This is a genomic window from Actinacidiphila cocklensis (genome assembly GCF_907177275.1).
GTDB classification, from domain to species: domain Bacteria; phylum Actinomycetota; class Actinomycetes; order Streptomycetales; family Streptomycetaceae; genus Actinacidiphila; species Actinacidiphila cocklensis.
The window spans coordinates 1-24,721 of record NZ_CAJSLV010000047.1 but is presented as its reverse complement, the minus strand read 5'-3'; the positions used below and the strand labels follow the sequence as shown (position 1 = coordinate 24,721).

16 protein-coding genes are annotated in these 24,721 nt (G+C 73.0%); 9 read left to right on the top strand and 7 right to left on the bottom strand.

Annotation, left to right across the window (positions count from 1 at the left end; translation table 11 throughout):
* Positions 1 to 32 precede the first annotated feature (32 nt).
* Positions 33 to 683: a thymidine kinase gene (locus NFU81_RS10430; RefSeq protein WP_251487912.1), complete on the top strand. Its 651-nt coding sequence runs from the start codon at positions 33 to 35 to the stop codon at positions 681 to 683.
* A 162-nt stretch (positions 684 to 845) separates the two neighbouring features.
* Entirely contained in the window at positions 846 to 1,409 is a 564-nt protein-coding gene (locus tag NFU81_RS10425; protein WP_251487909.1) for a redoxin domain-containing protein, read from the top strand.
* 86 nt (positions 1,410 to 1,495) lie between these two features.
* Here NFU81_RS10425 and NFU81_RS10420 read toward each other — a convergent pair whose 3' ends face one another.
* Positions 1,496 to 2,935: an MFS transporter gene (locus tag NFU81_RS10420; RefSeq protein WP_251487906.1), complete on the bottom strand. Its 1,440-nt coding sequence runs from the start codon at positions 2,933 to 2,935 to the stop codon at positions 1,496 to 1,498.
* A gap of 94 nt (positions 2,936 to 3,029) precedes the next feature.
* Here NFU81_RS10420 and NFU81_RS10415 point away from each other — a divergent pair, with 94 nt between their 5' ends.
* The gene (locus NFU81_RS10415; RefSeq protein WP_251487903.1) at positions 3,030 to 3,983 is read left to right on the top strand and encodes a helix-turn-helix transcriptional regulator; all 954 of its coding nucleotides are present in this window, start codon (positions 3,030 to 3,032) and stop codon (positions 3,981 to 3,983) included.
* Positions 3,984 to 4,028: 45 nt separating this feature from the next.
* Here the strand turns inward: NFU81_RS10415 and NFU81_RS10410 are convergent, their stop codons facing one another.
* The 6 genes from NFU81_RS10410 to NFU81_RS10385 all read right to left on the bottom strand — a co-directional run bounded on the left by NFU81_RS10410 (position 4,029) and on the right by NFU81_RS10385 (position 15,276).
* Complete coding sequence (locus NFU81_RS10410; protein WP_251487900.1) at positions 4,029 to 7,967, bottom strand: discoidin domain-containing protein; 3,939 nt, start codon at positions 7,965 to 7,967, stop codon at positions 4,029 to 4,031.
* 94 nt (positions 7,968 to 8,061) lie between these two features.
* The gene (locus NFU81_RS10405) at positions 8,062 to 11,151 is read right to left on the bottom strand and encodes an alpha-mannosidase (RefSeq protein ID WP_251487897.1); all 3,090 of its coding nucleotides are present in this window, start codon (positions 11,149 to 11,151) and stop codon (positions 8,062 to 8,064) included.
* A gap of 51 nt (positions 11,152 to 11,202) precedes the next feature.
* On the bottom strand, positions 11,203 to 12,036 hold the full coding sequence (locus NFU81_RS10400; RefSeq protein WP_251487894.1) for an NAD-dependent epimerase/dehydratase family protein: 834 nt from the start codon (positions 12,034 to 12,036) through the stop codon (positions 11,203 to 11,205).
* Entirely contained in the window at positions 12,036 to 12,926 is an 891-nt protein-coding gene (locus NFU81_RS10395; protein WP_251487891.1) for a carbohydrate ABC transporter permease, read from the bottom strand. Before NFU81_RS10395 ends, NFU81_RS10400 begins: the two co-directional genes overlap by 1 nt.
* Entirely contained in the window at positions 12,923 to 13,930 is a 1,008-nt protein-coding gene (locus NFU81_RS10390; protein WP_251487889.1) for a carbohydrate ABC transporter permease, read from the bottom strand. Before NFU81_RS10390 ends, NFU81_RS10395 begins: the two co-directional genes overlap by 4 nt.
* A complete protein-coding gene (locus tag NFU81_RS10385; protein ID WP_251487884.1) occupies positions 13,927 to 15,276 on the bottom strand; it encodes an ABC transporter substrate-binding protein in 1,350 nt (449 codons plus the stop codon). The genes NFU81_RS10390 and NFU81_RS10385 overlap by 4 nt, the downstream gene beginning before the upstream one ends.
* A 208-nt stretch (positions 15,277 to 15,484) precedes the next feature.
* On the opposite strand from NFU81_RS10385, the gene NFU81_RS10380 reads away from it, so the two are divergent.
* The 6 genes from NFU81_RS10380 to NFU81_RS10355 form a co-directional block, all read left to right on the top strand.
* Positions 15,485 to 16,267 carry an IclR family transcriptional regulator gene (locus tag NFU81_RS10380; protein WP_251487881.1) on the top strand — a complete coding sequence of 261 codons (783 nt, stop codon included), beginning with the start codon at positions 15,485 to 15,487 and terminating at the stop codon, positions 16,265 to 16,267.
* A gap of 118 nt (positions 16,268 to 16,385) precedes the next feature.
* On the top strand, positions 16,386 to 17,672 hold the full coding sequence (locus NFU81_RS10375) for an enolase C-terminal domain-like protein (RefSeq protein ID WP_251487878.1): 1,287 nt from the start codon (positions 16,386 to 16,388) through the stop codon (positions 17,670 to 17,672).
* Positions 17,669 to 18,322, top strand: a complete 654-nt coding sequence (locus NFU81_RS10370; RefSeq protein ID WP_251487875.1) for a ThuA domain-containing protein — start codon at positions 17,669 to 17,671, stop codon at positions 18,320 to 18,322. Before NFU81_RS10375 ends, NFU81_RS10370 begins: the two co-directional genes overlap by 4 nt.
* A complete protein-coding gene (locus NFU81_RS10365) occupies positions 18,307 to 19,386 on the top strand; it encodes a Gfo/Idh/MocA family protein (RefSeq protein ID WP_251487872.1) in 1,080 nt (359 codons plus the stop codon). The genes NFU81_RS10370 and NFU81_RS10365 overlap by 16 nt, the downstream gene beginning before the upstream one ends.
* Positions 19,387 to 19,665: 279 nt before the next feature.
* The gene (locus NFU81_RS10360; RefSeq protein WP_251487868.1) at positions 19,666 to 22,788 is read left to right on the top strand and encodes an alpha-mannosidase; all 3,123 of its coding nucleotides are present in this window, start codon (positions 19,666 to 19,668) and stop codon (positions 22,786 to 22,788) included.
* Positions 22,781 to 24,721 (top strand): ROK family protein (locus NFU81_RS10355; protein ID WP_251487865.1); only part of this gene is annotated, 1,941 nt, incomplete at its 3' end. The genes NFU81_RS10360 and NFU81_RS10355, both read left to right, overlap by 8 nt.

The window sequence follows — 24,721 nt, the reverse complement described above, 5'->3', positions numbered from 1 at the left end:
CTGTCCCCGATCGAAAGGCCGCCGTCCCACCCATGCCCGAGCTGGTCTTCTTCTCAGGAACGATGGACTGCGGCAAGAGCACGCTCGCCCTGCAGATCGTCCACAACCGCACCTCGCGCGGACTGCAGGCGGTGATCTTCACCAAGGACGACCGGGCGGGCGAGGGCAAGCTGTCGTCCCGGCTCGGCCTGGTCACCGACGCGGTCGAGGTCACCGACGGCATGGACCTCTACGGGCACCTGGTCGGGCTGATCAGCCGCGGTGGCCGGGTGGACTACGCGATCGTGGACGAGGCGCAGTTCCTGGCCCCCGAGCAGATCGACCAGCTGGCCCGGGCGGTGGACGACCTGGACCTGGACGTCTACGCCTTCGGCATCACCACCGACTTCCGCACCCGGCTCTTCCCCGGCTCCCAGCGGATGATCGAACTGGCCGACCGCGTCGAGGCGTTGCAGGTCGAGGCGCTGTGCTGGTGCGGTGTGCGGGCCACCCACAACGCCCGCACGGTCGGCGGGGTGATGGTCGTGGAGGGCGCGCAGGTCGTCGTCGGCGACGTCGACGGCAAGTCGGCCGAGGTGGGCTACGAGGTGCTGTGCCGCCGCCACCACCGGCGCCGGATAACCAGCGACGCGGCCAAGGCGGGCGCGTTGTCCCCCGATGTCCTGCCGGTCCCGTCCGACTGACGGACCGGCTGCGCGGCGGCGATACGAACGTACGGCCGTGTTGCGCCCGCGACCGGGGCGGGATCGGCGATATCTTTCACGACGTACCTTGCACCCCGGACCGTTCGCGACGAGCTGTCCGACCGCTGATCGCCCGCCGGCTCGACCAGAGGGAGCTGTCCCATGCGTGCCGACATCGTGCCCGGTGCCGTCTTCCCGGACTACGAGCTGACCGACCACACCAAGGTGCGTCGGCGCCTGAGCGACCTCCAGGGCGGCGATCCGATGATCCTGCTGCTCTCCCGCGGGCACTTCTGCCCCAAGGACCACCAGCAGCATCTGCGCCTGGCGGCCCACCACCCGGAGATCGCCGTCGCGTACACGCAGATCGTCACGATCGCCACGGACAACTTCTTCGAGCTCAACGAGTTCCGCGCCTCCGTCGGGGCGCAGTGGACCTTCCTGTCCGACGTGGGCCGCAAGGTGCAGAAGGACCTGGACATCCAGGAGTACACCGACCCGACCCACGACCCGATGGTCCCGCACACCCTCGTGCTCAAGCCGGGGCTGGTGGTGCACAGCATCTACAACGGCTACTGGTACTGGGGCCGTCCCTCGATCGAGGACCTGCGGCGCGACCTGCGTGAGGCCACCCGCGAGGTCCGTCCTGACTGGGACCCGAACCTGCCCGACCTGCGCGCGGCCTGGGAGGCCGGCGACCGCTCACGGCACTACCCGTACGAGTAGGGCAAGAAGGCGCGGCGGCACAACCGTAAAGCGGGCGGTGGCCGGGGATTCCCCCCGGCCACCGCCCGCTGGACTCCGTCAGGGCGTCATCCCGCCAGCGCGGGCGCCTTCGCGGTCCCGGCCGCGTGGTCCGCGGGCTCCGGGGTCCTGGCGGCGCGCCGGGGGAGGGCCGTCATGAGGACGGCCGCGATCGCCATCGCGCCGACCATCCAGAGCATCGCGTGCTCGAAGGCGCGGATCGGGGTCGAGCCGGTGAAGGCCACCGAGACCAGTGCCAGGCCGAACGCGTTGCCGAGCTGGTTGGTGGTGTTGATCAGGCCGGAGGCCGACCCCGCGTGGTCCTGCGGCACGTCGGACAGGACCGCGTCCGTCAGGGGCGAGAAGATCATGCCCATCCCCGCACCCATCACCAGCAGCGGCAGCGCCATCTGCCACGAGTGGACCGACTGCCCGTAGCGGGCGGCCTCCCCGATGTAGAGGAGCGCGCCCGCGGCCGTGGTCAGCGCCCCGGCCTGCAGCACCTTGCGGCCGAAACGCGGCACCAGCAGCTGGACCGACATCCCCGCGGAGGCCGAGCACGCGACGGTGAAGGGGAGTCCGGTCAGCCCGGCGTGCAGCGGGGACCAGCCCAGGCCGATCTGCATGTAGAGCGTCCAGACCAGGAAGAAGATGCCGCACCCGGCGCCGAAGACCAGCTGGACCCCGATCCCGGCGGCGAAGCTGCGGGCGCGGAAGAGCGCCAACTCGACCAGCGGCGAACCGTCCTTGGCTTTCTTGGCCCGCTCGTAGCGGACGAAGCCCGCGAGGACGGCGACCCCGCCGGCCATCAGCGCGTAGCCCCACAGCGGCCAGCCGTTCTCGCGGCCCTGGACCAGCGGGTACATCAGCAGCAGCAGACCGGCGGTGGCAAGGGCGACGCCGGCGATGTCGAGCCGGAGCGCCTGCGGTGCCTTCGACTCGTCGATGAACCGGCGGCCGAGGAGCAGGCCGGCGATCCCGAAGGGCAGGTTGATCAGGAAGATCGGCCGCCACTCCAGCCCGAGGATGTTCCACTGGGTGAGCAGCGCGCCCAGCAGCGGGCCCGTGACGGCTGCCAGCCCGATGACCGCACCGAACATCCCGAAGACCTTGCCGCGCTCCTCACCGGAGAAGGTCGCGTGGATGATCGACAGCACCTGCGGCACCATCAGCGCGGCCGCCGCGCCCTGCAGGAGGCGGGTCGCCACCAGCATCTGCGGATCGGCAGCCACTCCGCACAGCAGCGACGCGACCGTGAAACCGGCCGTGCCGATCAGGAACACCCGCTTGCGGCCGTAGATGTCGCCGAGCCGCCCGCCGGTGATCAGGCCGACCGCGAAGGCGAGGGCGTAACCGGCGGTGATCCACTGGACCGCGCTGAAGCCGGCGCCGGTGTCGCGCTGGATGCTCGGGACGGCGATGTTGACGATGGTCGCGTCGACCAGGTCCATGAAGCTGGCCGTCATCACGACGGCCAGCGCGATCCAGCGCCTGCGCTCGGTACTCATTCAGGGGCTCCTGCCTGCCTCTTTTGTTGACGGGACCTACGTTATGCAGGATGTAGGACAGCTCTTGTCCTACAAGGCGCGGACTCTGGAGAACATGACGGACACCCCGGCACGACTGCTGAATCTGCTCTCCCTCCTGCAGACCCCCAGGGAGTGGCCCGGCACGGAACTGGCCGAACGGCTGGAGGTGAGCACCCGCACCATCCGCCGGGACGTGGACCGGCTGCGCGAGCTCGGCTACCCGGTCGAGGCCACGATGGGCTCGGTCGGCGGCTACCGCCTGGTCGCGGGCAAGGCGCTGCCCCCCTTGCTGCTGGACGACGAGGAGGCGGTCGCCATCGCGGTCGGCCTGCGCGCGGCGGCGGGCAGCGCGGTGGACGGCATCGAGGAGGCCTCGCTGCGCGCGCTGACCAAGCTGGAGCAGGTGCTGCCGTCCCGACTGCGGTACCGGGTGGGCGCGTTGGGCTCCGCGGTGGTGACGATGACCGGTGGCGGCCCGCGGGTCGAGCCCTCCGCGCTGACCGCCCTGGCCGGTGCGATCGCCAACCACGAGTGCGTCCGCTTCGCCTACCGCGCAGGCGACGGCGCCGAGACCCGCCGCCACGCGGAACCGCAGCGGCTGGTCGCCAGCGGCCGGCGCTGGTACCTGGTCGCCTGGGACCTGGCACGCGACGACTGGCGCATCTTCCGGGCCGATCGGCTCACCGACGTCACCGCGACCGGCGCGCGGGCCGCGCCGCGGGTGCTTCCCGCCGCCGACGCGGCGCAGTTCGTCGCGTCCAAGCTGCGCAACATGTGGCCCACGGTGCCGGCCGTGGTGGACTTCGAGGCCCCCGCCGACGTGCTGCGGGCGAAACTCGGCCAGGCGCCGGGCGAGGTCGACGCGCTCCCCGACGGCACGTCGCGCTGGCGCGTGGACGCCGACCGCATCGACTGGATGGCCGCGCGCCTGCTGATGCTGGACCTGCCCTTCCGCGTCCGGTCGCCTGCCGCCCTGATCGACCGCCTGCGCACCTTCGGCGAGCGCGCGAGCAGGGCGACGGAGTGACGCGGGACCGGGCGGCCGCGTACGGCCGCCCGGTCCCGCGGTCCGTCAGCCCGCCGAAGCCGGGCCGAATGCGGCGACGACCGTGCGGTCCGCCGTCACCGGGATGCCGACCGTCGGCGCGGTGCTGCCGAGGTCGGTGCCGTCCAGCGTCCAGCCGAGCAGGCGGAAGCCGGGCGCGGGGACGGCGGTGGCGGTCACCGTGTCGCCCTTCTCGTAGCGGCCGGGCTCGGTCGCGTTTCCGGTGACGCGGACCGTGCCGCCGGTCGCCGGGTCCGCGGCCGCGGTCACGGACTGCTGCACCATGTTGATCACCATGATCCCGTACAGCTTCGCGGGACCGGTCGACGTCGTGCCGTTGTAGCGCATCACGTTGACCGCGCTGACCTGGGCGTCGGCCCCCGCCTTGACGGTGTACCCGCCGTCGCCGAGGTTGTCCGTGCCCAGGTTGAAGGCGTGGACGTCACCGGAGTCGACGACCAGGCCGTTGTGCATGCCGTAGCCGAAGACGTCCACGACGGTCAGGTCGCGGGCGCCGTCGACGTGCACCAGGTCGGTGTTCTTGCGGGTGACACCGTCGATGGTCTGGGGGAAGAGGTTGCTGCCCAGGCCCCAGTTCGGGATGCCGTAGCCCACCCTGGCCACACCGTTGCCGTTGCTGAGGACGCCGTTGATACGGCCGCCGTCCGCCGCGCCGACGTTGACGCCCCGGTTGAGGAAGACGCCGGTCAGCTTGTGCACCACGAAGCCGTCGTTGCGGTCCGAGGCCATGTCGACGCCGTTCCAGGCGTTGGTCAGGCCGACGTCGACCACGTAACTGCCGCGCCCCGCGCCCCTGATGTCGTACGGGTAGGGGACGTAGCCGGTGGCCGGGTTGTTCTCCGGGTGGAAGACCCGCAGGCCGCGCACTCCGGCACCGGTGCCGTCCAGGGTGACGGTGGCGGTGGCCGTCGCGGCGTCGGCGCTGTCGCGTCCGGCGTAGCCGAGCAGGACGGTGCCGCCGCTGTTCTGGCTCTCGTCGCGGTTGGGCGACGCGGCGGCGCCGCGCAGCTCCACCCCTGCCGGGACGCTCAGGTGGCCGCCGATCCTGTACCACCCGGCCGGCAGGTAGACCAGGCCGCCGCCCTGGGCGCCCGCCCGGTCGAGCACCTGCTGGATCGCCGCCGTCGCGTCGGCGGCCGGCTGGTAGCCGACGCCGTGCGGCGCGCTGCTCGCGACGTACAGCACGTTCCGCCTGGGCCGCGGGTCGGCCGCGGGGGCGCGGTAGGCCGGTGCGGTGCCCGGCATGGTGATCACGGTGCCGCTGGTCGGACCGGTCAGGGTGCTGCCGGTGGCCTTCACGTAGCCCGCGGTGGTGTTGCGGACCGAGGCGGTGCTGCCCTGCAGGGTGCTGCCGGCCAGCGTCATGCCCCAGCGGGAGTCGAGGTCGTCCAGTTGCAGGGCGACGTCGGTGCGCAGCACCCGGGTCTGCACGAAGGCGCCGGTGAAGGTGGCCCGCTGGCCCTTCACGACGTGGATGCCGGTGCGGTAGTCGGACAGGGTGATCCGGGAGAACTGGTCCCACTCCAGGTCACCGAGCACGAGCCCGGTGCCGTTGGCGCGTGTCCAGCCGTCCAGCGCCGCCCGCTTCGGCGGCTGGTAGGCGGCCGGGGCGCCGGCCCAGTACGCGTTGGAGAAGGTGATGTCGTTCCAGGTGCCCACGTCGGAGCCGTTGTAGGCGACGGCCCCCTCGGACAGCACCGTGCCCTTGATGTCGTCGAGCGTCGCCGACTCGTGGACCTGGCCCTGCACCGCGGGACGGCCCCGCTCGTCGGTCATGGTGGAGATGCCGACGCCCTTGTACGAGTTGAGCATCGTGACGTGCTCGACGGTGCTCATCATGAAGTTCTCGTCGCTCGCCCATGCCGAGCCGGGAATCTCGAACGTGTAGTTGTACGGCACCGGACGGGTCGCGCTCTGGTTCGGGTAGTAGGTGGTCAGGCCCTGGACGGAGGCGCTGCCGCCGACCCGGAAGAGCACCGGCCCGTCGGCGCCGGACGGCAGGTCGGCGCGGATCAGCGTGCCGTAGTCGCCCTTGCCCTGGTCGGGGTCGCGCCGGTCGCCGCGCAGCGAGCAGAAGGCCGGGATCTCCACGGTGCCGGTGATCCGGTAGGTGCCCGCGCCCATCCACACGGTGCCGCCGCCCGCGTCCTGGCAGTCGTAGAGCGTCGCCTGCACGGCCGCGGTCGCGTCCTTGTGCCCGGTGGCGTCGGCGCCGTGGTCGCGGACGTCGAAGTCCGCGACGACCGGACTGGCCGCCGGGTAGCGGGTGGCGACCAGCTTCGGGTGCGCGGTGACGACCCGCTGGTCGTAGACCTTCAGCTGCGCCAGCTCGACCTTCGTCACGCCGGCCGCGTAACCGTGGACCACCAGCCGTACGTAACGCGCGGTCGTCGCGGGGAAAGCGGTGGCGAAGACGTCGCCGGGGCCGGTGCTGCCGGTGCGTCCGGCTTCGGTGAAGTGCGTCCCGTCGGTGGACAGCTGGACGGTGTAGTCCGGGGCGAAGGCGCCGCCCCAGACCGCCTTGACCTGCGACACCCGCTGGGCCGCGCCCAGGTCTGCGGTGAAGGTCTCGCCCTTGCCCGCGTCGCCGCTGACCCAGGCGGTGCCGCCGTCGCCGTCGATCGCCGCGGCCGGGGAGGAGCCGGCGGCGGTGGACGAGGCGGTGGCGGTGCCGAGGTGGGCCAGGTCGGTGTTCACGACGGTGGCGTGGAAGGCGTCGAGCGCGCCGGCCAGCGTGTGGAAGGCGGTACGCGCCTGCTCGTCGGTCACGCCGGTGCCGTTCGCCACGCTGCGGGCCGTGTCTGTCGCGGCCTTGAGCGTTTCCCTGGCGCCCACCGGGTACTGCCCGTCGCGGGTGCCCTCGCGGGCCGCGGAATAGGCGGTGTCGGCCTGCGCGACCAGCTGCTTCAGGCCGGTCGTCGGGTCGAGCACGGTCGGCAGCGCGGTCACCGAGACCCGGGCGACCTTCAGTTCCGCCGCGCCGCCGCCGGTGGTGATGCGGAAGTCGGAGCCGTTGGAGCGGTTGGTGAGGATCGCGTCGTCCAGCAGGAAGGTGTGGGTCTTCCAGGTCCCCGAGTCGCCGTAGGTGAACAGCGGCGACTTCTTGAACATCTGCGGGATGGTGTCGCCCGGGGAGTCGTATTCGAGCTGGATCGAGCCGTTGCCCTGGTCGAAGTAGTCGATGCTGACGGCGACCGGGTCGCGGTTGTCGTAGAGGGTGCCGTCGTCGGCGTTCATGTAGAAGAAGCCGGTCTCGGCGCCCGGGTGGCTCTGGTCGGTGCCCCAGTAGCCGCGGCCGTCCTGCACGCCGGTGACCAGGTGGGTGTCGTTGTCGCCGGCCCGCGGGGAGACGCCCCGCGAGTCGACCGCGGTGCCGAGGTTCACCGACAGGCCCGTGGTCACCCTGACCGCGGAGACCGTGACGTCGGCGGGCGCGTCGCCCTGGACGCCGGAGATGCGCAGCTCGCGGCCCGCGGAGAAGTCCGCGGGAACGAGGAACGCCTCGGTCCTGAAGGCGCCCGAGTCCGCGAGCGCGGCGCTGCCCAGCACCTCGCCCGCGCCCCGGGTCAGCCGCAGGGTGCCGCTGCCGGTGTCCTGGTAGGTGACGGCGACGGTCAGCTGATCCGCCGTCACCGTGTCGGTGTACTCGCTGTCGAGGTCGAACGCGAGGTAGCCGGTGCCGGCCGCGACGTCGGTACGCCAGTACGGCGTGCCGTCCTGCGTCCCGGTCTTCAGGCCCCCGGCGTCGTCGCCCGCCGACGCGGTCAGGCCGAGGGTGAAGGGCTGCGGCCCGAGATCGGCGCCGACGCCCAGCGGGTAGAGCGAGGGCGCGGCGGCCGACGCGGGCAGCGAGGCCGGCAGCAGCAGTGCGACGGCGGCGAGCAGCAGGAGCGCGGGCGCACGCAGCAGCGCCCTGATGCGTATGCGTATGCGTCTGGGTGGCACGGACAACCTCCGAGGATCACGACGGGACGTGCGGGTCAGGGGTCGTGCGGGAGCGACGCCTGCCGGACGGCGGCAGGCGTGCGGGCCGCGCGGGTCAGGTCCTGCGCAGCCGGAGCGTGAGGATCTGGAAGGGGCGGAGGTCCAGCGGCAGCGCGCCGCCGGCCTCCGGTTCGAGCCGGTCCACCGGGTTCTCCAGCAGGTCGGTGACCTCGGCGCCGGAGACCGCGAAGTCGGCGCGCAGCGCACCGCGGGCCGTACCGCCGCGCGACTCGTACAGCCGCACCACGACGTCGCCCGACCGGTCGTCGGCGAGCTTGACGGTCTCCACGGTGATGTCCGGGTTGTCCACGGCGATCAGCGCGGCCCCGCCGGCCGGCGCCACGCCCGCGGGCCGCAGCGGCAGGTTGAGCGCGTAGCCCGCCGCGATCGCGTCGCCGACGCCTGCGCCGACCACCAGCGCGTAGGAGAAGGAGTGCCGGCCCCGGTCGGCCTGCGGGTCGGGGCTGTGCGGGGAGCGCAGCAGCGACAGGCGCAGGGTGGTCGTGGTGCCGCCGTCCTCGCGGGTCTGCCGGGAGACGTCGTGGCCATACGTGGAGTCGTTGACGACCGCCGCGCCCCAGCCGTGCTCGCCGATGTGCACCCAGCGGTGCGCCCACAGCTCGAAACGGGCCGCGTCCCAGCTGGTGTTCTCGTGGGTGGGGCGGCGCACGTGCCCGAACTGGATCTCCGCGCTCTCGGTGTCGGCGTGCACGTTGACCGGCCAGGCGGCCTTGAGCAGTGTGTCGCGCTCCTGCCAGTCGATGTCGGTCCTGACGGTGAGCCGGTCGCTGCCCGCGGTCAGCTCCAGGTGCTGCACCAGGTGCGAGCCGCCGAAGGCGCGCTCCACCCGCACCGAGGCCAGCAGCGGCCCCGACTCGGCCAGTTCGACCGACACCGCCTCGTCCAGGTCCCTGACGGTGTCCCGGTAGTAGCCGTCGATGTTCCAGGCGCTCCACAGGTTCGGGTCGTCCGGATGCAGCTGCAGGAGATTGCCCGCGCTGCCCGGCGCGATCGCCTCGCGGCGGGCCCGCAGGTCGTAGACGGAGCGCACCAGCCCCGCGGCGTCGATCAGCACCCGCAGCACCCCGTTGTCCAGCACGGTCGTGCCGTCCTGCGTGCTCGCCGCGACCGGGGGCGGCCCGCCGGCCACGACCCGCCCGGTGCCGAGCGGCGGCGCCTCCACCAGGACGGCCTGCCGCCCGTCGGACAGCGGCTGGCCGCCCTCGGTGCGCAGCTCCGCCGGGAGGACGGCCACCTCGCGCCGGGCGTAGGGGCCGGCGTTGAAGAAGGCCAGGCCCTCGCCGCCGTCCAGCGCCGTACCGATCACCTCGGCCAGCTCGGCCTGGAGTTCGGCGTGCACCGCCTCGGCCTCCTGGTGCACCCAGGCGATCGAGGAGCCGGGCAGGATGTCGTGGAACTGGTGCAGCAGCACCCGCTGCCAGATCGACTCCAGCCGCTCGTACGGGTAGGGCGCCCCGCAGCGCACGGCCGCGGCCACCGACCACAGCTCGGCCTCCCGCAGCAGCGCCTCGGCCCGCCGGTTGCCGCGCTTGGTGCGGGCCTGGCTGGTGTACGTGCCGCGGTGGTTCTCCAGGTACAGCTCGCCGCGCCAGACCGGCAGCCGGTCGTACTCGGCGCGGGCCGCGGCGAAGAAGTCCGCGGGGTCGCCGACCTCGACCCGGGTGGAGCCCTCCAGGTTGCGCAGCCTGCGGGCCTTCTCCAGCATCTCCCGGGTGGGGCCGCCGCCGCCGTCGCCGAAGCCGAACGGGGCGAGCGAGCGGGTCGCCGCGCCCTTGTCGGCGAAGTTGTTCTCGGCGTGCGCCAGTTCGGCGCCGGTCAGGCTGGCGTTGTAGGTGTCGACCGGCGGGAAGTGGGTGAAGATCCGGGTGCCGTCGATGCCCTCCCAGTCGAAGGTGTGGTGCGGCAGCCGGTTGGTCTCGTTCCACGACAGCTTCTGGGTGAGGAACCAGCTCGCCCCCGCCAGCTTCGCCAGCTGCGGGTAGGCGGCGGTGTAGCCGAAGGAGTCCGGCAGCCACACCCCTTCCTGCGCGATGCCGAACTCCTCGGCGAAGAAGCGCCGTCCGAAGATCAGCTGGCGGGCCAGCGCCTCACCGCCGGGCAGGTTGCCGTCGGCCTCCACCCACATGCCGCCGACCGGCGCCCAGTTGCCGTCGGTCACCGCCTTCTTGATCCGCTCGAAGATCTCCGGGCGGCGCTCCTTGATCCAGGCGTACTGCTGCGCGGAGGAGCAGGCGAAGACCAGCTCGGGGTACTCCTCGGCGAGCGTGGTCATGTTGGTGAAGGTGCGCGCGCACTTGCGTACGGTCTCCCGGATCGGCCACAGCCACGCCGAGTCGATGTGCGCGTGGCCCACCGCGGTGACGGTGTGCGCGGAGGCGTAGGCGGGCCGGGACAGGACGTCGGCGAGCCGGTCGCGGGCGGCCTGCGCGGTGCCGGGCACGTCCGTGACGTCGACCGCGTCGATCGCGTGGGCCAGCGCCCGCAGGATCTCGTGCCGGCGCGAACCGCCCACCGGCAGCTGCCGCATCAGCTCGTCGAGCACCTCCATGTCGTGCAGCAGGTGCCACACCGCGTCCTCGCGGACGGCGATGTGCGCGGCCCGCAGCTGGTAGAGGTGGTCGGTGCCTGCGGTCTGCCGGGACCCGAAACGGGTGCCGACCGACTTGGCGCCCTCGATCATCGGGTTGGCGGCCAGCTCCACCAGCAGGTCCACCGGCTCGCCGCCCGCCGCGGGTTCGGCGAGCAGCACGCTGCGGTGGTGCGGGTGCAGCCCCTGGACGGGGGAGCCGGCGGCGTCGTGCACGAAGCCCTCGGCCTGGCCGCCCGGTCCCTTGGACGGGTCGAAGCCCAGGTCGAAGACCGCCTCGACGCGCCGCCCCGCCCATTCCCGCGGGATGCTTCCGGTGGCCTTGAGCCAGCTGGTCGACCAGGGGCCGCCCCAGGTGTCGCCGATCGCCACGGGTTCGTAGGCCGCCGTCAGGGCGTCGGCCACCGGGACGGGTTCGCCGGGGACGTGCCAGGCGGCCAGGCCGAGGTCCACGGGGGCGCCGTAGAGTGCCGGTCTGACGGCCTGCGCCAGGAATTTGGTGATCCGCTCTTCGACGATGTGCCGGTCGTCATGCACAGGTGTGCTCTTTCTGCTGGGGAGTCTGCCGAGGCCGGGGTGGGGGAGCGATCAACGCCAGGTGCGCTGGGGGACGAACCCCAGCAGATCGGTACAAGCGGTCGTGTCGAACAGGGTGCCGTGCCCGGTGACCGACGGCGGTACGGGCACGCCGGGGTGGTGCGCGGCCATCAGTTCCGCGGACGGCACGGTGGAGGTGGTGTCGGCTGCGGTGACGTTGACGACGTGGCAGCCGCGTACGTCGCCCTCGACGGCCAGCCGGACCGCCCGCGCCGCGTCGAGGGTGTGCAGCCAGCCCCACAGGTCGTGCCGCTGCGCGGCGGGGTCGGCGGCGCAGGCGGCGAGGAAGTGGTCGAGCCGTTCGCCGGTGCCGGTGAAGGGGAAGCGCATGCACACCGCGTCCAGGCCGAAGCGCCGGTGCGCCGTCGCCGCGACCTCTTCGAGCACCACCTTGGACAGCCCGTAGGGGTCGCGGACCAGGCTCGGATGCGCCTCGTCCAGCGGGACGTACGCCGGCGAGACCGGCACCGGCGACCAGGCGAGCCCGGTCGCCGCCATGCTGGAGGCGGCCACCACCCGCCGCACCCCGGCCGCGCCCGCCTCCTGGAAGACCCGGTGCGCGGTGTGGCAGTTGGCGGCGAACATCGCGCTGGGGTCGTCCACGTTGGGGTGCGGGATCGCCCCCAGGTGCACCACCGCCTCGACGCCGTCCATCGCCTTGCGCACCAGCTCGGGGTCCTGGAGGTCGCCGGTGTGCACCCGGTGCGCGCGCGGCTCGTCCACCGGCAGCAGGTCGGTCAGCACCAGCTCGTGCCCCGCGTCCAGCAGCTCTGCTGTGACATGGCCGCCGATGTGCCCGGCGGCCCCCGTCACGAGGATGCGCATCAGCCCTTCACCGCCCCGACCAGGCCGTTGACGAAGTAGCGCTGCAGGCTCAGGAAGAGCAGGATCACCGGCACCACCACGATGAGCGCGCCGGCCATCAGGTTGTTGTAGTGCGGCACGTTCTGCGCGGCGAGGGTCTGCAGGCCCAGCGGCAGGGTGTACGTGCTCTCGTCGTTGAGCGAGACCCGGGTCAGCAGGTACTCGTTCCAGGTGGGGATCGCGGTGATCAGGGCCACCGTGATCAGCGCCGGCCGGGTCAGCGGCAGGTAGATGCGGGTGAAGATGTGGAACTCGTTCGCGCCGTCGACCCGCGCGGACTCCCGCAGCTCCTTGGGCACGGTGGCGAAGGCACCGGTCATCAGCAGCACCGACAGCGGGGCGCCGCCGTTGACGAAGGGCAGCACCAGGCCCATGTGGGTGCCGAGGATGCCCATCTTGTTCTCCAGCAGCACGATCGGCAGCATCACCGTGACACCGGGCACGAACAGCAGTGCCACGAACAGTTTCTGCAGCGCGCCGCGGCCGGGGAAGTCCAGCACCGCGAAGGCGTAGCCGGCGGCCGCGTAGACCACCAGGGTCAGCACCACGGTCAGTGCGCTGACCTCCAGGCTGTTCATGAAGTAGCGGAAGAAGTGCAGCTGGTTCCAGGTGTCGGTCAGCGTCTGGAAGGTCGGGTGGTGCGGGATCAGATGGCCGCCCCTGATCACCTCGACCTGGTCCTTGAACGCCGCCGAGACCATCCACAGGAAGGGGTAGATGCTGATCACGCCGTAGAGCGCGAGCAGGGCGCCGACCAGCACCCGGGCACTGATCCTGCGGGCGCGGGCCGCTCCTGTGCCGCTGCCGCCGGGGGCGCGGCCCGGCCGGGATGCGAGGGGAATCGTTGTCATGTCTTGCTCCGCATGACTCGCAGGTTGATCAGCGCGATGACCAGCGCGGCGGCGAAGAGGATCCAGCCGAGCGCACTGGCGAGCCCGAGGGTCGGCGCGAGGTCCTTGAGGAAGGCCAGCCGGTAGGCCTCAAGGCCCAGCACGTTGGTGTGGTCGCCGGGGCCGCCGTTGGTCATCACCAGGAAGGTCTGGAAGCCCTGCAGCGAGTCGCGCAGGTTCAGCAGCACCACGATCGAGGTGATCGGCCGCACCAGCGGCCACACCACCGAGGCGTTGGTGCGCCACCAGCCGGCGCCGTCCAGCTGCGAGGCCTCCAGCACGCTGCGGTCGATGCCCTGCAGGCCCGTCAGGTAGAGCAGCATCGCGACCGGCACGGAACCCCACACGGTGACCACGATCATGGTGGGCAGTGCGGTGTCGGGATTGCCGAGCCAGCCCTGCGGCTGCGCGAGCGAGCCCATGCCGAGGCTGCTGAGCACGCTGTTGATCGCGCCGTCCGGCTGCAGGATGTACTGCCAGGCGAAGAAGACCGCGATGCCGCTGGTCACGTACGGCACGAAGTAGACCGAGCGCAGCACGCCCTGCATCCGCTTGGCCGAGTTGAGCAGCACCGCGAGCGGGAAGGACACCAGCACGGTCAGCAGCGGGACGGCGATCATCACGTACAGCGTGTGGATCGCCGCGTGGTGCAGCCGCGGGGCGTAGGCGGGGTTCTGCCAGAGCAGGTCCTTGTAGTTCTGCAGGCCCACCCAGTCCCAGTGCGGAGCGAAGCCGTTCCACTGGGCGAAGCTCAGCAGGAAGCCGTAGCCGACGGTGTACAGGCCCATGACCGCGAAGAGGATCACGGCGGGGGCGACGAAGAGATAACCGGAGACTGCCTCGTAGGTGCGGCGGCGCATAACGCGCCGGCCGCCGTCGGGGCCGGCCGCACCTGCCGGCCGGGGAGCGCCTCCCCGGCCGGCGGCGGCCGTCTCCGTCAGCGCGGGACGGGGTGCGGTCGTCACTTGTTCGCCGTCGCCCAGAAGTTGTTGTTGAGCTTCGCCAGGGCCTTGCCGGTGGCCTCGGGGCTCTTCTGCTTCAGCGGGGTGAGGTCGGCGAGTATCTCGGCCATCGAGTCCTGGTCGTATCCCGGCGGCCGGAAGTCGTTGACGTTCGGGTCGTAGGTGTTCTCCGGGCTGCCCTCGAAGGCCTTGGTCATGTCGGCGAGGGTCGCGCCCATCACGGAGGCGGCGTCGGCGCCGAGCTCGGTGGACGGCACCTCGGTGGCGTCCTTGGCGAACTGCGAGGCGACGGCCGGCTGCGCCAGGAACTTCATCCACTTCTCGGCGTTCTCCGGGTGGCTGCTGGTCGCCGAGACCGTCAGGCCGGTGAGCGCCAGCGGGGCGAGGGCCGGCTTGGGCACCGCGCCGCCCTGCGGGCCGGGGAAGCCGAAGGCCATGACGTCCTCGGGGTTCATGCCGTTCTGCTGGAGGAAGGCCAGCGTGAAGGTGCCGCCGATGTCCCAGGCGGACTTGCCCTGGGCGAAGGCCTGGTCGGCCGCGTCGATGTCCAGCGTCTGGGTGCCCGGCATCCAGTACGGCTGCATCTGCGAGTACAGGCCGAGCACCTTCTGGCCGTCGGGCGAGGCGAAGTCGGCGGAGGCGTCCTGGCCCCACAGCGCCTGGTACTTCTCCTTGCCCAGCTCACCGAAGGCCAGCGGCTGGAGGCCCCAGGTCAGACCGGTCGCCTTGACCTTCAGGCCGAGGCTGACGCCGCCGTTCTTCGGGTCCTTGCCGGTCGTCGCCTTGAGGTCGGTGAGGAACTCCTCGTAGCTGGCCGGGGGCTTGGTGATGCCGGCGGCGGCCAGCATCTTCTTGTTGCCCATGACGATGCCGAAGGTGCCCGAGGTCAGCGGGACGCTGAAGCGCTGGCCCTCCTTGACGCCGTGCGACTTGGAGTCCGAGGGGATGGACTCCTTGTAGTGCGCGGGGGTCACCGTGCCGGAGGTCTGGACGCCCTTCTGGTACAGGCCGCTCCAGTCGGCGCCGACGTCCTTGGCCAGGTCGCGGGCGATGCCGGTCGCGCCGAGTGCGAAGTCCTCGCCGTCGGAGTGGACTTCGAGCACGTCGGGCAGGTCGTGGGTCTTCGCGGCGGCCTGCACCTTGGTGGTGTAGGCGTCGTCCGGGCCGTAGGCCTGCACGGTGACCGTGATGCCGGTCTGCTTCTTGAACTGGGCTGCGGCGTTCTTCAGCGCCGCCACGTGCGACTGCTTGAAGGTCCACATCGTCAGCGACTTGGCGTCGCCCGACCCCGAGGAGCCGCCGCCGCAGGCGGCCAGCGGGCTCAGCGACAGGACGGTCGCCACCGTCACGGCGGCAAATCTGGTTTTCGGGGTAAAACGTGCGAATGGAGTGCGCATGGGCCCCTACCTAGGCTTCGGCCGTTCAGAAGACCGAATGACGTTGGAGTGACTGAACTTAGGGTCGCGTTTGGTATAGCGTCAAGACGCGCGCTGAGGTGAGATGGGCTCAGCGCGGCCGTGTGGGCGTGGCGCGGGGAGCGGAGGATCAGTGGAATCGGTGGCAGAAGCGGCACGCGGGCGGAAGCCCGAAGAGGTGAAGTCCGCGGCTCGCGTCCTGGAGGTGCTCGAACTGCTCGGCGTGCAGGGCGCGCGGCTCTCGCTCGCGGAGATGGCCGCGGCCATGGCCGTGCCCAAGAGCAGCCTGCACGCGATCCTGCGGACCATGGAGGCCCGCAAGTGGGTCGATCTGGACCCCTCGGGGACGCGGTACGGCATCGGGCTCAAGGCCCTGCTGACGGGTACCGCCTACCTGGAGGGCGACGACGTCACCAGCCTCGCCGGGCCGGTGCTCGACGCCCTCGCCGAGGAGACTGGCGAGGCGGTTCACCTGGGCAGGCTGGACGGCACACACGTCGTCTACCTGGCAAAACGCGAGTCCCGGCACGCGCTTCGGATGTACTCGGCGGTCGGCAGAAGGCTGCCGGCGCACGCCACGGGACTGGGCAAGGCGGTGCTGTCGCAGTTCGACCCCGCCGAGGTGCAGCGGCGGCTGGACTGGCCGCTGGAGCGGCTGACCCCGAGCACGGTCACCGACCCCGACGCCTTCCTGGCCCAGCTGGCCGAGACCCGGCTGCGCGGCTGGGCGGTGGACGACGGCGAGAACTCGGTGGACATCCGCTGCGTGGCGGTGCCGCTGGGCGGCGGGCAGGGCATGGACGCGATCAGCTGCTCGGCGCCCAAGAGCCGGATGGACGACGCCCGGCTCGAAGAGGTCGCGCAGGCCGTCACCGAGGCCGCCCACAGTCTGAGCACCCTGCTCAAACGCCTCGGACAGCACTGACCTGACGCCCCGTTCCCCGGCCGGTCCCGGTTTGTCATTGGCGTTGACAAACTCGGACCGGCCTCCTTACGTTCAGGAGGCAGTACGTCATTCTGCTACCTGTACGTGGGAGTCACGCATGGCTTTGCCTGATGCCGGCCTCGCGCCGCTCGCGCCCGCACCCTGGGTCGAGGAGCGTGGTGCCACCCTCCGCATCACGGCCGTCCGCACGTTCCTGACAGCCCCGCACGGCTGTCCCCACCTCATCGTCCGCGTCGAGACCAACGACCCGGGACTCTACGGCCTCGGCTGCGCGAGCGACCCCCAGCGTCCGCTCGCCGTCCGCTCGGTCCTCGACGACTACGTCGCCCCGCTGCTGGCCGGCCGGGACCCCGACGACATCGAGGACATCCACCGGCTGCTGCTCAACAGCGCCTACTGGCGCGGCGGCTCGATCACCGGCAACGCCCTCGGCGGTGTCGACGTCGCGCTGTGGGACCTGAAGGCCAAGCGCCTCGGGGTGCCGCTGCACTCGCTGTTCGGCGGCCGGGTCCGCACCTTCGCCGAGGCCTACACCCACGTCGACGGGCGCGACGCAGCCGAGATCGCCGACAAGGTGCTGGCCGCCCGCGAACGCGGCTACCGGCACGTCAGGATCCAGGCCGCGGTCCCGGGCGCCGACACCTACGGCGCCGCGGGCGGCGGCGCCGCGGACCCGGAGGCGGTGCGCACCCGGCGCGCGCCCTGGGACAGCGCCGGCTACCTGCGGCACGTGCCCGCGGTGCTCACCCGGGTCCGGGAGATCGTCGGCGACGACGTCGAGCTGCTGCACGACGTGCACGAACGCCTCGACCCGCGGCAGGCCAGGGAGTTCCTGCGGCGGATCGAGGACGCCGCGCTGTACTTCGTCGAGGACCTGCTCGCCCCCGAGGACGCCGGGCACTTCCGGCGGCTGCACGACGCGTCGCCGGTGCCGCTCGCGGTCGGCGAGCTGTTCCACGACCCGGCGCAGTTCACCGCCCTGCTGGCCGGTCCCGACATCGACTTCGCCAGGATCAGGGTGCCCACCCTGGGCGGGCTGACCCCGGCGCGTAAGATCGCCGCGCTGTGCGAACTGCGGGGCGTACGGCTGGCGCCGCACGGGCCGGCCGACGTCAGCCCGGTCGCGCAGGCCGCGACGCTGGCGATGGACATCTCCAGCCACGCGTTCGGCGTGCAGGAGGCCGCGGTCTTCAAGCCGCCGGTGCACGAGGTCTTCCCCGGCACGATCGTCGCCGAGAACGGTGGGCTCACGCCCCACCAGGCCCCGGGCCACGGGGTCGACTTCGACGAGGCCGCCGCGGCCGAGTACCCCGTACCGGAACCGCTGGCCCACGACCGGTGGGCTCTGCTGCGCAACACCGATGGGAGCGTGCAACGCCCGTGACCGACCCGATACGCAAGGCCCTCGTCGTCCGCGGCGGCTGGGAGGGGCATGCGCCGGTGGAGATCACCGACCTGTTCCTGCCCTTCCTCAAGGACCAGGGCTTCTCCGTGCAGACCTCGCAGACGCTCGACGTCTACGCCGACACGGGCCTGCTGGCCGCGACGGACCTGATCGTCCAGTGCTGGTCGATGGGCGAGATCACCGCGGAGCAGAGCCGCGGCCTTGCCGACGCCGTCCGCGCCGGCACCGGCTTCGCCGGCTGGCACGGCGGGATCATCGACTCCTTCCGCGGCGACCTGGACTACCTGCGGCTGACCGGCGGCCAGTTCCTGATGCACCCGCCGGGCTTCGTGGACTACACCGTCAACCTGGCGCCCGCCGCGCACCGGATCACCGAGGGCCTGAAGGACTTCGCCGTGCACACCGAGCACTACTGGGTGGCCACCGACCCGGCGAACGAGGTGCTGGCCGCCTCGGTCTTCCCGGCCGGCGGCGACCGCGCACGGGACGTGGTCATGCCGCAGGTGTGGACCAGGACCTGCGGGGCGGGGCGGGTCTTCGTCTCCGCGCTCGGCCACAAGGCCGACGACTTCGACGTGCCCGAGGTGCGGGCGATCACCGAGAGGGGACTGCTGTGGGCGAGCCGTTGAGGATCGGCATGGTGGGCGCGGGCAAGATCAGCGGGCAGTACCTGGACACCGTCGCCCGGCTGGACGCCCTGCGGCTGACCGCGGTCACCGACCTGGACCCGGCCCGCGCCAAGGAGGCGGCGGGCAAGGCCGGCGCCGAAGTGGCGGGCAGCGTCGCGGAACTGGTCGCCAGGGACGACGTGGACGCGGTGCTCAACCTGACGATCCCCGCCGTGCACGCCGAGGTCGCGCTGGCCGCGATCGCCGCGGGCAAGCACGTCTACGGCGAGAAGCCGCTGGCCACCACCCGCGCGGAGGCCGCCGCCGTCCTGGCCGCCGCGCGCACCGCGGGCGTACGCGTCGGCAGCGCGCCCGACACCGTGCTCGGCACCGGCACCCAGACCGCGCGCAAGGCGGTCGACGACGGGCTGATCGGCACCCCGGTGGCGGCGACCGCGTTCATGACCACCGCGGGCCACGAGGCCTGGCACCCCGACCCGGAGTTCTACTACCGGCCGGGCGGCGGGCCGCTGCTGGACATGGGGCCGTACTACCTGTCCGCGCTGGTGCACCTGCTCGGTCCGGTCGTGCGGGTCACCGGCGCCGCCGCGACCCCGCGGGCCGAGCGGGAGATCGGCAGCGGCCCGCGGGCCGGGCAGCGCTTCCCCGTCGAGGTCGACACGCACGTGACGGGCGTGCTCCAGCACGCCGGCGGCGCCCTGTCGACCCTGATCATGAGCTTCGACATCCACGCCGCCCACCTGCCGCGGATCGAGGTGCACGGCACCGCGGGATCGCTCGGCGTACCCGACCCGAACGGCTTCGAGGGGCCGGTCGAGCTGTTCACGGCCGGTTCCTGGCAGCCGCTGCCGGTCTCGGCCGGCTACCGGGGCGCCGGGCGCGGCACCGGCCTGGCCGACCTGGCCGCCGCGGTGGCCGACGACCGCCCGCACCTGGCGTCGGCCGACGTGGCCGAGCACGTCCTCGACGTGATGCTCACGCTGCTGGACGCGGCGCACGAGAGCAGGTCGCTGCCGGTGGCGAGCAGCTGCGAGCGGCCCGCACCTGTGCCGCTCACCGGCTGACCCGGGACGCCCGGGCGCGCTGATCCGGGGGTCCGCAGCAGGGCGAGCGCAGGCGGCAGAAAGGGCCGGACACGGGGGCGGTCCTTTCTGCCGCCTTTTCGCGCCGCTGATGTCATGTTAATTAACGGACGAAGAATGCCCATTGTGGTGGGAAATTCGCCTGACAAATATGTTCTCGCAGGTCACAACCAGCAAGAAAGCCGAATTGGGCGTAAGCGTTGACTTGATAACACACATGGTTTTACATGGCGGTCACTGGCTGGACAGGAAGGGCTGCCCATGCATGACCGGATCACGTCCGGGGAAGAGCGCACCGCCGCCTTCCTCGCCGAACGGCTGCGTCCCGCGCTCTATCCGCAGCGGCTGCCCATGGATGTCGGCGCCTGGCACATCGCGGGCGAACCGGTGCCCGCGGAGGTGGCGCTGCGCGCCGACTACGCTCCCTTCACCGTGGGCGAGCCATGGGGCCGCCCCTGGGCGACCAGCTGGTTCGACGTCCGCGCGACCGTGCCGGAGCGGTGGGCGGGGCGCCGGGTCGAGGCCCTGATCGACCTCGGTTCCGCAGACGGACCCGGCGCCCCCGACGGCCGCGCGGAGGGCCTGGTCCACGACGAGCACGGCATCCCGCTGCAAGGCCTGCACCCGCACCTCGGCGCGGTCCTGCTGCACCGCTCGGCGTCCGGCGGCGAGAGCGTCAGGCTGCTGGTCGAGGCGGCGGCCAACCCCCGCATCGAGGGCGGCACCGGCGCCGGCACCCGCTACGGCGACCCCGCGACCGCCGGCGACACTCCCCTGTACCGGCTGCGCCGCGCCGACCTGGCGGTACGCGACGACACCGTCTGGCAGCTGATCCACGACTTCGAGACGCTCGGCGGCCTGATGCGGGCGCTGCCCGCCGACACCCCCCGCAGGCACGAGATACGCCTCGCGCTGGAGCGGGCCGTCGCCGCCGTCGACCCGCGGGCCGTCGGCAGGACCGCGGCCCGGGCGCGTACGGTGCTCGCCCCGCTGCTGGCCCGCCGCGCCCACGAGTCCGCGCACCGCATCGACGCGGTCGGCCACGCGCACATCGACTCGGCCTGGCTGTGGCCGGTCCGCGAGACCGTACGCAAGTGCGCGCGCACCTTCAGCACCATGGCCGCACTCGCCGAGGAGTACCCGGAGCTGATCGTGGCCGCGTCGGCGGCGCAGCACTACGCCTGGATGAAGGACCACCAGCCGCACGTCTTCGAGCGGATCCGCAAGGCCGTCGCCCACGGCAACTGGGCGCCGGTCGGCGGCATGTGGGTCGAGGCCGACGCGGAGATGCCCGGCGGCGAGGCGCTGGTGCGGCAGTTCGTCTACGGGCGGCGCTTCTTCCGCGACGAACTGGGCGTGGACAGCGACGGCGTGTGGCTGCCCGACGCGTCCGGCGCGTCCGCGGCCTTCCCCCAACTGGCGGCGCTCTCCGGCGCGAAGTGGTTCCTCAGCAGGCGCCCCGATCCCGGCACCGGCCCCGCGCACCACACCTTCCGCTGGGAGGGCATCGACGGCACCCGGCTGTTCACCCACCTCGCGCCGGGCGGCCCCGAGGGCAGCACGCTGACCGGCGCCGAAGTGACCGGCGCGGTCGCGGACTTCGCCGAGATGGGCGCCGCCACCCGCTCTCTGCTGCCCTTCGGCCGCAGCGACGGCGGCCCCGACCGGGACATGATGGAACGCGCCCGCCGGCTCGCCGACCTCGAAGGCGCCCCCCGGGTCGCCCTGCGCTCTCCGGCGCACTTCTTCCGCGACGCGGAGGCCGAGTACGCCTCCGCCCCCGTGTGGCGCGGCGAGTTCGACCTGACACCGCACGGCGGCTCCTACACCAGCCAGGCCCGCACCAAGCGCGGCAACCGGCGCAGCGAGGCGCTGCTGCACGAGGCGGAGCTGTGGTCGGCGACCGCGGCCGTCCGGCACGGCATCCCCTATCCCTACGAGGAGCTGGAGCGGCTGTGGAAGAAGGTGCTGCTCCAGCAGTGCCACGACATCCTGCCCGGCACCTCGATCGCCTGGGTGCACGGCGAGGCCGAGCTGACCCACCGCGACGTGCAGCGGCGGCTGGAGAGGCTCATCCGGCGGGCCGCGGGCGACCCCGAGGGCTGGACCGTCCTCAACTCCGGCCCCCGCGACCGCCGCGAGGTCGTCGTGCTGCCCGCACCCGAGGCCGGCGCGGGATCGCCGCACACCAACGGGCAGCCGCTGCCCGACGGGCGGGTCGCCGTCATGGCGCAGGCGCCCGCGCTCGGCGGCGGACCCGCGGGGCTGCCGCTCGACGGCACCGCGCCGGTCACCGTCACGCCCGCGCAGGACGGCGGGCACCTGCTCGACAACGGCCTGCTGCGGGTGCACATCGACCCGCACGGCCTGGTGCGCTCCGCCGTCGACCTGGCCACCGGGCGCGACGCGGTGGCCCCGGGCGAGGCGGGCAACCTGCTGCAGCTGCACCGCGACGAGCCCGCCGGCTGGAGCGCCCTGCACCTGGACCCCGGCTACCGCAGCACCCGCCGCGACCTGGACACCGCCGAGCGCGTCGAGGTCCTGGCCGGCGGTCCGCTGCTCGCCGCGGTCCGGGTGACCCGCGGCACCGGCCGCTCCACGGTCGTCCAGGACCTGGTGCTCAGCGCCGGCAGCCGGTCGCTGACCGTGGACACCGAGGTCGACTGGCGCGAGCAGGACACCGTGCTCAAGGCCGCCTGGCCGCTCGACGTGCACGCGGAGAGCAGCCGAGCCGAGGTCCAGTTCGGGCACGTCGCCCGCCCCACCCACGAGAACACCGCGGCCGACGCCGCCCGCCAGGAGGCCGCCGCCCACCGCTGGGTCCACGTCGGCGAGCACGGCTTCGGCGTGGCCCTGGCCTGCGACGCCACCTACGGCTACGACGTCACGCGGCACACCCGCGCCGACGGCGGCACCACCACCGTGGTCCGCAGCACCCTGCTGCGCGCCCCGCACAGCCCCGACCCGCACGCCGACCGCGGCGTCCAGCACTTCCGGCACACCCTGCGGCCGGGAGCCGGTGTCGGCGACGCCATCGCCGAGGGCTACGCGCTCGGGCTCCCGCTGCGGCCGGGACCCAGCGCCCCCGCACCCGCCCCGCTGGTCGCCGTCGACGGTCCCGGCGTGCTGGTCGAGACCGTCAAGCTCGCCGACGACCGCAGCGGCGACGTCGTCGTCAGGCTCTACGAATCACGCGGCGGCCGCGCCCGCGCCACGCTGGCTGCCGGCTTCCCCCTCACCGCCGTCCACGAGACCGACCTGCTGGAGTCCCCGCTGACCGCCCACCCGCACGACGCCGGCCGTGTCGCGCTGACGCTGCGCCCCTTCCAGATCCTCACCCTGCGCCTGACCCCGGCTACGGGCGGCGGGGTGAGCCGTGGCTGACACCCGGACCACGCAGGCCGCAGGCGCCGAGGCGGCGCAGAGCCGCGAGGTGCTGCGCGGCTGGGCCACGGGCGGCGGGCCGATGGCGGTGCGCGCCCAGGTCGTGCTGCTCGCGGAGGAAGGTGTGCGGGACGCCGAGATCGCCCGGCGGCTCGGCATCTCCCGGCAGACCGTGGGCACATGGCGGCACCGCTGGCAGAGCGCGGGACTGCCCGGGCTCGAACAGCGCCCCCGCACCGGCAGACCCGCGACCGTCGACGAGGCCGAGGTCGTCACCCGTGCGCTGCTCGCCCCCGGCGGCAGCGGCGCGGGGCGGGCCATCGCCCGCGAACTGGGCCTGTCGCACGCGACCGTGGCCGCGATACGCCGCCGCTGGCGGCTCACCCCCGACGCGGGACCCGGCCCCTTCGTGCCGACCGTGCCGCCGCTGCCCGGCCCCGACGTGTGGGTCCTCGGCCTCTACGCCGACTCCCGCCGCGCCGTCCTGCTGGCCGGCACCCGCCCCGGGGCCGCGGCCGCCGCGGCACCGGCCGCGACCGTCATCGGCGAGGACGTCCTCACCGGCCTGGGCCGCGCCCTCGGCGCCCTGCGCCCTGCGGGCCGACCGGACGCCAGAGGCGGCAAGGACCCGGAACAGCCGTCGGCGGCCGACGCCCTGGCCGAGTTCCTGGCCGGCGCGGCCGAGCACCACCCGGACATCGCACTGCACGCGATCACCCTGTGGGACGACACCGCCGGCGACGGGTCCACCCCCGCCCCCGGCGGCCCCAGCGTGCACCTGCTGCCGGCCAGGTCGTCGTGGCGCGGCTTCCTGCGGGCGATGGTCGCACTGGACAGCACCAGCCACCCCGAGTCGTCCCGCCGGGTCTACCTGGACCTGATCGCCGCGCTCCAGCAGGCGGACGGGCCGGTCGGCTGGCTGCGGGAGAGCGTCGCGGGCCATCTGCGCGCGCCGCGCGGCGCGGTGCCGCAGGGGGGCACCCCGGGCACGGCACCGCACCCGCCGTCGTCGAGCGGGGTCAACCAGATCGACCTGGGCTCCTTCAACGAGTGCGTGGTCATCGAGTCGGTACGGCTGTCGGGCACCATCACCCGCGGCGAGATCGCCCACCGCACCGGCCTGACCCAGCAGTCGGTGTCCCGGATCGCCAGGTCGCTGCTGGACCGGGGCATCCTGGTCGAGGACGCCCAGCGCCGGGCGACCTCGGGCAAGCCGCGCACCCCCGTCCGGCTGTGCGGCACCGCGGCCCACGCGCTGGGCCTGCACATCGACCCGGAGCTGCTGACCGCGGTCGTCATCGACCTCGACGGCGCCATCGTGTGCACCTGCACCCGGCCGGTCAGCGCCGACATCGACCCGGGCGAGTTCGTCGACCAGGTCGTCGCGCTGGGCCGCGAGGCGCTGGAGAAGGCGCGCGGCGCGGTGCAGGAGGACGGCTTCCTCGGGATCGGCGTCGCGGTGCCGGGACCGGTGGACAGCGCCTCGGGCACGGTGCTCGACCCGCCGCTGATGTCGGCGTGGCGGGACCTGCCGCTGCTCTACCTGCTCCAGGACCACTTCCCCTGCCCGGTGATCATCGAGAAGGACTCGCTGGCCGCGGCGGCGGGGGAGCGGTGGATCGGCCGCGACCGCAGGGCGCGCGACTTCGCGTACCTCTACCTCGGTACGGGCGTCGGCTCGGGGCTGTACCTCAACGGCGACCTCTACCGAGGGGTGAGCGCCAACGCGGGCGAGTTCGGCCAGCTGTGCGCCATCGCGCTGGGCCGGGTCGGCGAGGACGGCAGGCCCGAGGTGCTGCCCGAGTGCAACCCGCCGGTCTCCGTACCGGACTTCGCGGCCCGCCGCGGCCTGCCGGCCGCCGGCGGCGCGGGCGGCAGTACGGCCGCCTACCGCGCGGTGGGCCGCGCTGCGGCAGGCGGCCGTCGTCGCCGG